Source organism: Synechococcus sp. CS-1326, assembly GCF_025128115.1.
Classification (GTDB): Bacteria; Cyanobacteriota; Cyanobacteriia; order PCC-6307; family Cyanobiaceae; genus Regnicoccus.
The window spans coordinates 95923-108172 of sequence record NZ_JAHLYV010000033.1; the positions used below are offsets into that span (position 1 = coordinate 95923).

The 12250-nt window shown below is 65.6% G+C and carries 13 protein-coding genes and 1 tRNA gene; 8 read left to right on the forward strand and 6 right to left on the reverse strand.

Annotation, left to right across the window (positions count from 1 at the left end):
- Nucleotides 1–61 precede the first annotated feature (61 nt).
- Complete coding sequence (mtnP, locus tag KQ307_RS13375) at nucleotides 62–1012, forward strand: S-methyl-5'-thioadenosine phosphorylase (protein WP_259703230.1); 951 nt, start codon at nucleotides 62–64, stop codon at nucleotides 1010–1012.
- Here mtnP and murQ read toward each other — a convergent pair.
- The 4 genes from murQ to dnaK are packed head-to-tail and all read right to left on the reverse strand — an operon-like array spanning nucleotide 979 to nucleotide 5447.
- The gene (gene murQ, locus KQ307_RS13380) at nucleotides 979–1935 is read right to left on the reverse strand and encodes an N-acetylmuramic acid 6-phosphate etherase (protein ID WP_259728249.1); all 957 of its coding nucleotides are present in this window, start codon (nucleotides 1933–1935) and stop codon (nucleotides 979–981) included. The genes mtnP and murQ overlap by 34 nt on opposite strands.
- Nucleotides 1932–2342, reverse strand: a complete 411-nt coding sequence (locus tag KQ307_RS13385; protein WP_259703228.1) for a DUF3110 domain-containing protein — start codon at nucleotides 2340–2342, stop codon at nucleotides 1932–1934. Before KQ307_RS13385 ends, murQ begins: the two co-directional genes overlap by 4 nt.
- 46 nt (nucleotides 2343–2388) lie before the next feature.
- On the reverse strand, nucleotides 2389–3399 hold the full coding sequence (locus KQ307_RS13390) for a DnaJ C-terminal domain-containing protein (RefSeq protein WP_259728250.1): 1011 nt from the start codon (nucleotides 3397–3399) through the stop codon (nucleotides 2389–2391).
- 5 nt (nucleotides 3400–3404) lie between these two features.
- Nucleotides 3405–5447, reverse strand: coding sequence for a molecular chaperone DnaK (gene dnaK, locus KQ307_RS13395; RefSeq protein WP_259728251.1), 2043 nt, complete (start codon nucleotides 5445–5447; stop codon nucleotides 3405–3407).
- A gap of 224 nt (nucleotides 5448–5671) precedes the next feature.
- Between dnaK and pstC the strand changes: the two genes are divergently transcribed.
- Genes pstC through pstB form a run of 3 tightly spaced genes read left to right on the forward strand, consistent with a single transcriptional unit; the run spans nucleotide 5672 to nucleotide 8401 of the window.
- Nucleotides 5672–6625 carry a phosphate ABC transporter permease subunit PstC gene (pstC, locus tag KQ307_RS13400; RefSeq protein ID WP_259728252.1) on the forward strand — a complete coding sequence of 318 codons (954 nt, stop codon included), beginning with the start codon at nucleotides 5672–5674 and terminating at the stop codon, nucleotides 6623–6625.
- 5 nt (nucleotides 6626–6630) lie between these two features.
- On the forward strand, nucleotides 6631–7521 hold the full coding sequence (gene pstA, locus KQ307_RS13405; protein ID WP_259728253.1) for a phosphate ABC transporter permease PstA: 891 nt from the start codon (nucleotides 6631–6633) through the stop codon (nucleotides 7519–7521).
- 58 nt (nucleotides 7522–7579) lie between these two features.
- A complete protein-coding gene (gene pstB / locus KQ307_RS13410) occupies nucleotides 7580–8401 on the forward strand; it encodes a phosphate ABC transporter ATP-binding protein PstB (protein WP_259728254.1) in 822 nt (273 codons plus the stop codon).
- Between the two features lie 65 nt (nucleotides 8402–8466).
- Here the strand turns inward: pstB and KQ307_RS13415 are convergent.
- Nucleotides 8467–8553: transfer RNA gene (locus KQ307_RS13415), tRNA-Ser, on the reverse strand.
- 62 nt (nucleotides 8554–8615) lie between these two features.
- Here KQ307_RS13415 and KQ307_RS13420 point away from each other — a divergent pair.
- From KQ307_RS13420 to KQ307_RS13435, 4 genes are all read left to right on the forward strand, one after another.
- Entirely contained in the window at nucleotides 8616–8984 is a 369-nt protein-coding gene (locus KQ307_RS13420; protein ID WP_259728255.1) for a 2Fe-2S iron-sulfur cluster-binding protein, read from the forward strand.
- A 5-nt stretch (nucleotides 8985–8989) separates the two neighbouring features.
- Nucleotides 8990–9889: an inositol monophosphatase family protein gene (locus KQ307_RS13425; RefSeq protein ID WP_259703221.1), complete on the forward strand. Its 900-nt coding sequence runs from the start codon at nucleotides 8990–8992 to the stop codon at nucleotides 9887–9889.
- 63 nt (nucleotides 9890–9952) lie between these two features.
- Entirely contained in the window at nucleotides 9953–11128 is a 1176-nt protein-coding gene (locus KQ307_RS13430; RefSeq protein ID WP_259728256.1) for an ATP phosphoribosyltransferase regulatory subunit, read from the forward strand.
- Nucleotides 11129–11164: 36 nt separating this feature from the next.
- Nucleotides 11165–11389 (forward strand): ferredoxin family protein, encoded by a 225-nt coding sequence (locus KQ307_RS13435; protein ID WP_259703219.1) that lies wholly within the window; start codon nucleotides 11165–11167, stop codon nucleotides 11387–11389.
- 19 nt (nucleotides 11390–11408) lie between these two features.
- Here KQ307_RS13435 and KQ307_RS13440 read toward each other — a convergent pair whose 3' ends face one another.
- The gene (locus KQ307_RS13440; RefSeq protein WP_259728257.1) at nucleotides 11409–12197 is read right to left on the reverse strand and encodes a sulfite exporter TauE/SafE family protein; all 789 of its coding nucleotides are present in this window, start codon (nucleotides 12195–12197) and stop codon (nucleotides 11409–11411) included.
- Nucleotides 12198–12250: the final 53 nt, after the last annotated feature.

Consider the following 12250-nt stretch of genomic DNA (forward strand, 5'->3'; position numbering starts at 1 on the left):
TATCCACTCTCGGGTAGAACGGTCCCCGATTCCAGCGCCCGCCCTGGCGCCGCACCCCGTCATGAGCGATACCATCGCCAGCCCCGCCAAGGCCGGTCCTGATCTGAGCACGGCCCGCCTCGGGGTGCTCGGTGGCAGCGGGCTCTACGCCATGGACGGCCTCGAAGCGGTGGAGGAGATCGCGGTCGAAACGCCTTTCGGTCCCCCCTCCGACCGGTTGCGGCTGGGCCGCATCGGCGATCTGGAGGTGGTCTTCCTGGCTCGTCACGGCCGTCACCACACCCACTCCCCCACCGACGTGCCTTACCGGGCCAACATCTGGGCACTGCGCTCCCTCGGAGTGCGCTGGATCCTGTCCTGTTCGGCCGTCGGTTCCCTGCAGGAACCGCTGCGGCCGCTCGACATGCTGGTGCCGGATCAGTTCATCGACCGCACCCACCAACGACCCCTGAGCTTCTTCGGCGAGGGTGCTGTGGCCCATGTGGGAATCGCCGATCCGTTCTGCCCGACCCTCAGCCGACTGCTGGCCGATGTGGCTGACAGCCTGATGCCCGTGGGCCGCCAGATGCACCGCAGCGGCACCTATCTCTGCATGGAGGGGCCGGCTTTCTCCACCCGGGCCGAATCCAACCTCTACCGCAGCTGGGGCTGCTCGGTGATCGGCATGACCAACCACAGCGAGGCCCGGCTGGCGAGGGAAGCGGAAATCGCCTATTCCACCCTCGCCATGGTCACGGACTACGACTGCTGGCACGCCGAACATGCTTCGGTGACAGTGGATCTGGTGATCGAGAATCTGAAGGCCAATGCCCTGCTGGCCCAGCAGATCGTGGCCCTGGCCGCCCAGAGGGTGGCCGCCCAGCGACCGGCCAGCCCTGCCCACACCGCCTTGCGCAGTGCCCTGATGACACCGAAGGAGCAGGTGCCGGGTGCCACACGCCGAAAGCTGGATCTGCTCACCAGCCCCTACTGGGGCCCCTACGAAGGAGCAGGGGCCGACGGAGCAGGCTGAGCCTGGGGCAAGCTCACCCCGGCCGCTTCCAGCGCCTGCCTCACCTGGCCGTCGTGGGCGCCCAGGGCCTCATCGGCCTGCTCGGCGCTCAGCCCGGCGGCGGCCATCACCAGGGCCCGCTTGACCGAGCCGCCGGCGGCGGCCAGCAGCGCCGGACCCTGCTCCCGCTCCACCCCGGCCAGGTCCTTGAGGATGCGCAGGGCGCGATCTTCCAGCTTGCTGTTGGTGACGGCCACATCCACCATGCGGTTGCCGTACACCTTGCCCAGCCGCACCATCACCCCGGTGGAGATGATGTTGAGGGCCATTTTGGTGGCCGTGCCGGCCTTCAGACGGGTGGAGCCGGTGAGCAGTTCCGCCCCGGTGACCAGCCGGATGTCGATGGCGCAGGGCATCGGCGCCTGCTCGCTCGGCACACAGGCCATGGCGATCGCCAGGGCACCGATGGCGCGGGCATGCTCCAGGCCGCCGAGCACATAGGGGGTGGTGCCGCCGGCGGCGATGCCCACCAGGGCGTCGCCGGGAGAGAAACCTCGCTCGATCAGATCCTGGCGGCCGGCTTCGCGTAAGTCTTCGAGCCCTTCGGAACTGCGCAACAGGGCCGGTGCGCCACCGGCGAGCACGCCTTGAACAAGCTCCGGTGGGGTGCAGAAGGTGGGAGGACACTCGGCAGCATCAAGCACGCCGAGGCGTCCGGAGGTGCCGGCACCGAGGTAGAAGAGCCGCCCGCCGGAGCGCAGGCGAGCGCTGATCGCCTCCACCGCCTCGGCCAGGGCCGGTGCCGCCGCCTCCATGGCCAGCAGCGCCTTCTCATCTTCCCGGCAGAAGAGATCCACCAGTTCGCTGGAGCTGAGCTGGTCGAGGCTGGCGCTGGCGGGGTTGGCCTGCTCTGTGAGCAGATGGCCACGGTCGACGCAGGTCACAGCAAGCCCTCCAGACGGCGGCGGAAGGCCTCCATGGCATCCCGCTCGGCCTCACCCTCAGCGGGTTGCTCCTCTTCGGCGGGAACGCCACCGCTCTGCCAATGGCCCACATCCATGTTGCGCTCGGGCGGTGCGATCAACAGACGCTCTTCGGCTGACTGGGGCAGGAAGCCAGCCGGCACGAAACGGGCCTCATAGCCGGCCTGCACGCAGAACAGCTCAATCTCCTCACGGGCGAGTGCCTCGACGGTGGGAACAGGAAAATCCTGGGCTTCGAGCAGGCCGGCGTAGCGCTCGGCATCGTCCTGTTGCTCGAACAGCAGAACGACGGTGTGGCCGTTGAGCTCAAGGGAATGGATGCCTTCATTGTCGCTGCCGGCATCGAAGAGCAGAACATGAACAGCCATCGAAGCGATCACCACCGCGGCGGCCAGTGTCTCACCGATCGGGCCGCTACGGATCGACGAGGTCCTGATCCGAGAGTTGCGCCAGCCGGCGGTAGAGGGCTTCTTCCGCTTCATCGAGCTGCTCGGGCACCGTGATCCGGATCTCCACCAATTGATCGCCCCGCTGCTCCGACTGGACCAGCCCCCGACCGCGCAGCCGCAACAGCCTGCCGCTGGAGGATCCCGGCGGCACCCGCAACTGGACAGGACCCTGGAGGGTGGGCACCACCACCTTGCAGCCGAGGGCGGCCTCCGGCGGAGAGAGATCCAGCTTGTAGAGCACCCGCAGGCCCTCGATGCTGAGGCCCTCGGCGGTGCGGACCCGCAACTGCAGAAAATGATCACCACCTCCGGGAGCCACACCCGCCAGGCGCAGGCGCCAGCCATCCCCGGCCAGGGGCGGACTCCAGCACTCCACCACGGTGCCACCCGGCAACTCCAGCTCAAGCCGGGTTCCCGAAACGGCCTGATCGGGAGTGAGCTCCACAACGGTTTCGAGATCGGCGCCAGCCTGCACGGGTGGCGGGGGCGCAGGGGCGTGGGTGACGGTCGCCGTCTCGGGCCAGCGGGGGGAATCGGCTCTCCCGGCCTGGTCAACGGCAGACCGGGCCGGGGGATCGAGGGGGCGATCAGCAGAGCCCGGATCGGCATCCGGATCATCACCGGGCTCGGCAGCCTGATCACGACGGGCCTGGCGGCGACCAAACAGGGCGTCAAGGTAGGTCTGGAAATCCGGAAATCCGGAGGCGAACGGGTCGGCCGACTCGCCGCGGGAGCCGATCGGATCGAGACCGCCTTCCCAGCGGGCCCGCCGCTTCGGATCACCGAGCACCGCATAGGCCTCGTTGACCGCCTTGAAGCGTTCCTCGGCAACAGGATCGTTGCCGTTGAGATCAGGGTGCCAACGCCGGGCCTGCTCACGGAAGGCCCGCTTCAGGCTGGCGGCATCAGCACCGGGGGCAAGGCCCAGAACCGTCCAGTAATCGGTGGCCACCGGGGGAGGCGCGCTGCGGGTCACGGCTCTCAGTCTTCAGCCCAGGGATCCTGGCTGGAACGGGAAGGGGGGCGGTCGTAGCGGGGGGGTTGGTACCCGCCGCGGCTCATCACCGGCTGTTCCCAGGGATCACGGCCGGAGCGGCCGCGCCCACCGGGACGATCCCAGTCGTCGTCCCAGTCGTCGTCGGAGAACAGATCATCCTTGAGGGAGCCCAGCGTGTTCTTCAGCCCCTGCAGGGGTCCCGCCTCTGCCTTGCGTTCGCTGATCAGCCGGCGGTTCAGACCATAGAGGGCTTCCTGAAGCTGGCTCACAGCCAGGTCCAGTTCCACCGAGTCTTCGCCGCCGAGCAGGGCCTGAACATCCCGCAGGGCGAGTTCAACGGAACGCTGCTGGCGCTCAGCTCCATAGGGTCCCAGCTCCAGGGCCGCATCACGAAGCCGCCGTTCGGCCTGCGCCGCCAGGGTCTGGGCCCGGTTACGGCGATCCACTTCGGCTCGCTTGCGCCGATCGTCCACCGCCTGGCGCGAAGCTTCCTCAAGCAGTCGGTTGATTTCCTCCTCGCTGAGGTTGGAGCCGCCCTGGATCGAAACGCTCTGCTGGCGGCCAGTGGTGCGGTCGGTGGCCGAAACCTGCAGGAGGCCATTGGCGTCGATGTCGAAGGAAACCTGAACCTGGGGCACACCCCGCGGCGCCGGAGGGATGCCGGAGAGGCGGAACCGGCCCAGCGATTTGTTGTCAGTGCCCATCTGGCGCTCGCCCTGCAGCACATGCACCTCGACGGCCGACTGATTCGCTTCCGAGGTGCTGAACACATCGGATCTGCGCACGGGAATCGGGGTGTTGCGTGGAATCAGCACCTTCATCACCCCCCCGATCGTCTCCAGACCAAGAGAGAGCGGGATGACGTCATTGAGCATCAGATCCCGCAGTTCGCCGGTGAGGATGCCGGCCTGAACGGCTGCACCGATGGCCACCACCTCATCGGGGTTGACCGACTGACAAGGCTCCCTGGGAATCAGGGTGCGCACCATTTCCTGAACCATCGGCATCCGGGTGCCGCCCCCCACCAGGACCACATCGTCGATGTCCTCGGCAGCCAGGGAAGCGTCCCGCAGGGCCCGCTGCACCGGCCTCAGCAAGCGATCGAGCAGATCGGGGCAGAGGGCCTCGAACTCGCGACGCTGGAGGCTGCATTCGATGTGAAGCGGTCCGTCAGGCCCGGTGGCGATGAAAGGCAGGGAGATCGGAGTGGCCTGGACGCCGGAGAGTTCCTGTTTGGCCTTCTCGGCCGCTTCGTTGAGCCGCTGGAGAGCCTGCCGATCCCGGCGAAGGTCGAGCCCATGCTCCTGCTCGAAGGCATCAGCCAGCCAGTCGACGATGCGGCGATCCCAGTCGTTGCCACCCAGCTGGGTGTCGCCGCTGGTGGCTTTCACATCGAAGACACCATTGGCGATGCGCAGCACCGAAACATCGAAGGTGCCCCCGCCGAGATCGAAGACCAGCACACGTTTGACGGCGCTGCGATCGAAGCCGTAGGCGAGAGCCGCTGCCGTGGGTTCGTTGAGGATCCGCTCCACGGACAGGCCAGCCAGACGGCCGGCATCACGGGTGGCCTGACGCTGGGCATCATTGAAATAGGCAGGCACCGTGATCACCGCAGCCTCGACCGGTTCACCCAGGTAGGTGGAGGCGTCATCCACCAGCTTGCGCAGGATGCTGGCCAGCAGCTCTTCCGGCGCGTACTCCCGTTCGGTGACCGGACAGACGACGCGGACGTTGCCCTGGTCGTTGGCCCGAACCGTGTAGGGAACCACCAGGCTGCTCTCCTCGAGCTCCTCCCAGCTGCGGCCGACGAAGCGCTTGAGGTTGGCGAATGTGTTGCGGGGGTTCAGCACCAGCTGCCGGCGGGCCAGCTGACCCACCAACAACTCCTGATCCCGGGTGTACCCCACCACAGAAGCCGTGGTACGGGCCCCTTCGGCATTGGCGATCACCTGGGGCCGACCAGCCTCCAGTACCGCCACCACCGAATTGGTGGTGCCCAGGTCGATGCCAACGATCCGCCCCATGGACCCCCAAACCGAAGACCCAAACTACCGTCTCCTTCGGACGAAGGCAGGCCCGGGCTGAAACGCTCCCGGCGAGGCGCCGAGCCGGAGTGGGCCGATCAAAGCGGGCATGGCTGGCGGGAGTTAACGCTTTCTTAGTGGATGAAACAGCGGGCTACACCTAAATTGATATCGGAATTGGGATGTGTTCCGGGGCTGTCGATGAATCCGATTGCAGAATGGCCATGAGTACCGAGCCAACCAAGGAGATGTTCACACTCCGTCGACGGCCCGCCTCCGAAAAGTTGGTTGATGGTGGATTCCGTTACCTCACCATTGCCCTGGCCTCGATGGTGGCCATTGTGTTGGTGGCGATTTTTCTCACTGTTTTCCAGGGCGCCCAGGAGGCGATCAAAGCCTTCGGCCTCAAGTTTCTGACCACTTCCAGCTGGAATCCGGTCACGGGTGAATACGGGGCCTTCACGGCGATCTACGGCACGCTGGTGTCGTCCCTGCTGGCCCTCGCGATTGCCGTGCCACTCGGGGTTGGCACCGCGATCTTCATCACTGAGAACCTGATTCCTCTGCGCTGGCGGGAGGTCATCGGTGTGATGGTGGAACTTCTGGCGGCGATTCCATCGGTGGTACTCGGATTGTGGGCCATTTTCGTGATGGAGCCGTTCCTGCGCCCCTTCCTCACCTTTCTCAACTCTGCGCTCGGCTGGTTTCCCCTGTTCAGCACCGAGCCGCAGGGACCCGGCATGGCACCTGCCGTTCTGATTCTGGTGGTGATGATCCTGCCGATCATCACGGCCATTTCCAGAGATGCCCTGAATCAGGTTCCGATCGCCCTGCGACAGGGGGCCTACGGGGTTGGCAGCACCCGCTGGATCGCCATCTTCAATGTGATCCTCCCCGCCGCCATCTCGGCAATAGTGGGTGGGGTGATGCTGGCACTCGGACGGGCGATGGGCGAAACCATGGCTGTCACGATGATCATCGGAAACTCCACCAACTTCAGCTGGTCCCTGCTGGCTCCCGGCAACACGATTTCAGCGATGCTGGCCAATCAATTCGGAGAAGCGGACGGCATTCAGGTTTCCGCCTTGCTCTATGCCGCACTGATTTTGATGGTTCTGACCTTTGCGGTCAATCTCATGGCCCAATGGGTTGTCAAGAAGCTCAGCCTGCGTTATTGAAAACGATGACAGTCCTCACAGCAACACAGAAACCTGCATCCCTGCGTTTCAATCCGTCTCTACAACGCAACAAACTAGACAAGTTATTCACGCTTGTTTCGGCTGGATTCAGTGTCATTGTCGTTCTCCCACTTCTACTCGTTCTGATCTATGTATTGCTGCAGGGTGGCCGGCTGATCAGCTTCAACCTGTTCACCCAGCTTCCACCTGCACCGGGCCTGGAAGGCGGCGGAATCGGCAATGCGATCATCGGCACTTTCGTGGTCACCATGGTGGCCGCGCTGATCGCCATCCCGGTTGGAGTTGGTGGCGGGATTTACCTGGCTGAATATTCACGAGGTGGCTGGTTCGCCAATCTGATCAGGGTCGGCAACGACATCCTGGCCGGAGTGCCCTCGATCATCTGCGGGGTCTTCGTCTACGGGGCGATCGTGGCCACCCGGGTGTTCTTCGGCCAGTCCTACACCGCTGCGGCGGGGGGCATCGCCCTGGCTGTGCTGATGCTGCCAACCGTGATCAAGACAACCGATGAGGGGCTGAGGCTTGTTCCCAAGGCCCTCAGCATGGGCGCCATCGGAGTGGGAGCCTCCAAGTTCGTGACGATCATCCGGATCACGCTGCCGAGCGCCTTCACCCCGATTGCCACCGGCATCGTGCTGGCGATCGCAAGGGCGGCGGGGGAAACAGCCCCTTTGATCTTCACAGCACTCTTCTCACCATTCTGGCCGGAGGGAGTCTTCAATCCGATCGCCACCATGTCGGTGTTGATCTTCAACTTCGCGATCATGCCGTTCGAAGCCCAGAACGAGCTGGCGTGGGCCGCCTCCTTTGTGCTGGTGGTCCTGATCCTGGCGGCCAATCTGCTGGCCCGCTGGCTGCGACGCTTCGCCAACTGATTGTCACAAGCCTGCCCAGGTCTTCAGCCTTCGCCCCCCACGTTCCCCCACTTTCGTCATGACCACTTCCGCTTTGCAGCACGCCAACACCTCCACCACCGGGCAGACCTGCCTGGCCCTTGAAAAGGTGACGATCAGCTACGGCAGCTTCGAGGCTGTCCGGGATGTCTACATGGACATCCCTCGCGGCAAGGTGACAGCTTTCATCGGCCCGTCGGGCTGCGGGAAGTCAACAGTGTTGCGAGGCTTGAACCGCATGAACGACCTGATCGAAGGATGCAGCCTCAGGGGTCGAGTGGTCTTCGACGGTCAGGACATCTACGCCCCTGAAGTGGACCCGGTGGAAGTGCGGCGGCGGATCGGCATGGTGTTCCAGCAACCGAATCCTTTCCCCAAGTCGATTTACGAAAACATTGCCTTCGGAGCCCGCATCAATGGCTTCACCGGCGACATGGACGAACTGGTGGAGAACTCTCTGCGCAAAGCCTTCATCTGGGATGAAACCAAGGACAAGCTCAAGCAGAGTGGCAATTCACTCTCGGGCGGGCAACAGCAGCGTCTCTGCATCGCCAGGGCGATCGCGATTGAACCGGAGGTGATCCTGATGGACGAGCCCTGCTCTGCGCTGGATCCGATCTCCACCCTCAAAATCGAAGAACTGATGCACGAATTGAAGAAAACCTTCTCAATCGTGATCGTGACCCACAACATGCAGCAGGCGGTGCGCGTCTCGGATCAGACCGCCTTCTTCAATGCGGAAGCCGTTGAAGGCGGCAGCGGCAAGGTGGGCTATCTGGTGGAATTCAATGATACCGAGAAGATCTTCAACGCCCCAACCCAGCAGGCCACCCAGGATTACGTCACCGGACGATTCGGTTGAGCTTGAACGGCTTCAATCAGGCCAAAGAAAAGCCGGCTTGTGAAGCCGGCTTTTTGTTGGGATCACGGAGAGGGAGGGATTCGAACCCTCGATAGAGTTGCCCCTATACAGCATTTCCAGTGCTGCGCCATCGACCACTCGGCCACCTCTCCATCGGTGATGCGAAGGCACGTGGCAATGTAGCAGTCAGCGATCTTCCCTCTGCCCCCTCGTGATGCCCCATCAGGTTCCGATCACGGTGCACTGGCGCCAGCAAAACCGGGTGATCAAGCTGGAGGTGCCGGAGGGCGAGTACATCCTGCGCAGCTTCGAGCAACAGGGCGAGCCATTGCCGTTCAGCTGCCGCAATGGCTGCTGCACAGCCTGTGCCGTGCGGGTGATCTCCGGTCAGATCGACCAGTCCGAGGCTCTTGGCCTCTCAAGGGAGCTGCGCAGCCGGGGCTACGGCCTGCTCTGCGTCGCCCGGGCCACGGGGCCGCTGGAGGTAGAAACCCAGGATGAAGACGAGGTCTATGAGCTTCAGTTCGGCCGCTTCTTCGGCAAGGGCCGGGTGCGGCCCGGCCTGCCGATCGAAGAGGAATGACCCGGATGACTGAACCGCCCACGCCGAGCACTGCATCGCTTTCTGCTCAGGCCCTGGCTGGTGCCGGGCTTGGAGCCGCTGAGCTGGAGAAGCTCTCTGGAGTTGCCCGCGCCGCCGCCGCCGCCGGTGCCGCGGCCCTGCGGTTCCATCACGGCAAACTCACCCAGATCCGCGAGAAGGGTCGGGCGGGAGACCTGGTCACCGAGGCCGATCTGGCGGCGGAAGAGGCCGTGCTGGCCGTGCTGGCCAGGGACACCCCAACGCTCGGTGTGCTGGCTGAGGAAAGTGGGCAACACAGCACGGGCTCCGATCTGCAGTGGTGCGTCGATCCACTCGATGGCACAACCAATTACGCCCACTCCTATCCATGCTTCGCCACATCGGTGGGGCTCACCTGGCGCGGGCTGCCGTTGCTGGGGGCGATCGAGGTTCCGGCCCTGGGGGAGAGCTACTGGGCGGCAGCTGGCCTCGGGGCCTGGTGCAACGCAGATCGCCTGGCGGTGAGCGGCGCCCGCGACCTGGCCAATTCGCTGCTGGTCACCGGCTTCGCCTACGACCGCCAGACCCAGCTGGACACGAATTACAGCGAGTTCTGCTGGTTCACCCATCGCAGCCAGGGAGTGCGGCGGGATGGTGCCGCAGCGGTGGACCTGGCCTTCGTGGCGGCCGGCCGCCTGGACGGCTACTGGGAGAGGGGTCTGTCTCCCTGGGATCTCGCCGCTGGAGTGGTGCTGGTCGAAGAGGCCGGGGGGGTGGTGAGCCGCTACGACGGAGGACCACTGGTCCTGACAGAGGGCCGCCTGATTGCCTCAGCGCCGGGAATCCACCGCAGCCTGATCGATGGGCTGGCCCGGTGCCAGCCGATGCCGGGAGCCAGTTTCGGCGCCCCGGAGCTGGACGGCTGAGCAGCGCTCCAGCCGTCCATAGGATCCTGGCCGACCCCATCCATCACCGCCGCGCCTTCAGCCATGGCCCTGCAACCCGCCGCCGGCGCCAGGGATCTGAATCCTGGCCAGGTGGAGAGCAACCGACGCCTCTGCCAGCAGCTTGCCGATGTTTATCGGCTCTGGGGCTACCAGGAGGTGGCTCCACCGGCCATCGAGCGCCTTGACACGCTCCAGGCCCGCGGCGGCAAAGCCCAGAGCGACGTGGTGCGGCTGGCGGCTGAAGAGCCGCTCGGTCTGCGCCCCGAATTGACGGCCCCGATCGCCAGAGCCGCCTCCACCCGGCTGGCCGCCCGAGCCCGTCCCCTGCGGTTGTGGGCGGAGGGGGCCACCTTCCGCACCTTCACCGGGGACGGTGGCGGACAGCGGATCAGTGAGCGATTGCAGAGCGGCGTGGAACTGCTGGGCGTGCGTTCCTCAGCGGCGGATGCGGAACTGCTGCGCCTCCTGCTCGCCTGCACCGAAACCCTGGGCCTGCAGCCCAGCCATCAGCCCCTGCTGCTGCTGGGACACCACGGGCTGCTCAGTGCGCTGCTCGGCCGGGTGCCGGCTGAACAGCGCACCCCCTGCCGCCAGGCGCTCACTGACTTCGATCCCCTGGCGCTGGCGGCGTTGTCCCTGCCGGATGATCAGATGGCCCTGCTGCAGGCCCTGCTGCGGCTCAGGGGTGAGCCGGCTCGGGTGATCGGTCAACTGGAACAACAGCTCGGCAGCAGCAGCCTGCTGCAGGAGCTGGCCACCACCCTCGCGATGGTTGAGACAACCGCCGCGCGGCTGGGCGTGAGGATCCAGCTGGATCCCAGCTTCCAACCCCAGTTCGACTACTACGACGGTCTGGTGCTGAAGCTGGTCTGCCAGGGAGCGGCGGCTCCGGTGGAGATTGCCAGCGGCGGCCGCTACGACGCCCTGGTGGCCAGGTTCTGCGCCGATTCCACCGACGCGGCCGGGGTGGGCTTCGGATTCAGCATCGAAGACATCCGGGATCTGCTCGATCCGCTCGAAGGCGGCTCAGATCTCACCACCCCGCTGCTGCTGGCCTACCGGCAGACAAGCCAGCTGCCAGAGGCCCTGGAGCGGCTGGAAACCATCCATCGCTCCGGCCAGACCGCGGAGCTGCACCCCGATCCCTGCGGCGACCTGCAGGCAGCTGAGGCGGTGGCGCTCGCCAGGGGCAACCGGGGGGTTGAGTGGCTGGGCTGAACATTTCTAGGATCGATCGGTTGCTCCCTTCGACCCATGGCCCACACGATCCTCACCGACGTCTGCGAAGGGGTGGCTGATTGCGTCGATGCCTGTCCGGTGGCCTGCATCCATCCCGGCAGCGGAGCCAACAGCAAGGGGACGGGCTTCTACTGGATCGATTTCGACACCTGCATCGATTGCGGCATCTGCCTGCAGGTGTGCCCGGTGGAGGGCGCGATCGTGCCGGAGGAACGGCCGGCAGAGCAGCGGCGCAGCTGATTCCTACTGCCACGGGCGGCTAGGAGCGAACGCTCCACCAGGCGCCGATGTCGAGCAATTTCCAGGCTGCCAGCAGCAGAACCAGGCTCAGCAGCCGCCGAATCCAGGTCTGGGGGAGCCGACGGCTGCCCAGGTAGGCACCGATGCCCCCGCACACCAGCACCACCGCCGCCACCGGAGCCAGGGCCGCGGCTGCCGGGAAGGCAGCAAACCCCTGGCGCAGGGCAAGGCCACTCGCCCCGGCGATCGAGTTCACCAGGATGAAGGCCACCGATACGGCGGCGGCCTGGCGGGGCAGCAACCAGGAACGCAGGATCATCCAGGGTGTCAGAAAGATTCCACCGCCTGTTCCGGTCAGCCCGGCCAGCAGCCCCAGGCCGGCTCCGGTGAGGGCGCACTGCCGCGGCGGCGGCAGCCGCAGCGAGCCCGGAACCACCGCCACCGCCGGCGCCGTGAGCCGCCAGGCGGAGAACAGCAGAACAAGGCCGATCAGGCGCTGCAGCAGCAGCACCGGCAAGCTGATCGCACCGCCGATCAGGGCGGCGGGAACGGAGGCCAGAGCCAGAGGCAGCAGCACATCGCGGCGGAGATGGCCGGCACTGACGAACTGGACGGTGCCCAGGCCGGCCACCAGCACATTGAGCACCAGAGCGATCGCACGAATCTCGGCAGAAGGCAGCCCGGCGAACGACAGCACGGCGATGTACCCGGAGGCACCGGCATGGCCGACGGAGGCATAAAGAAAGGCCACCGCCCCCAGGGCGATCAAGAGCGCCGGTGAGACAACCAGGGCGGAGTCCAGAGGCAACGCTGCCTGAATGACGGGCAGCAACAGATGCCATCCATTGTTGAGGGTTGGCT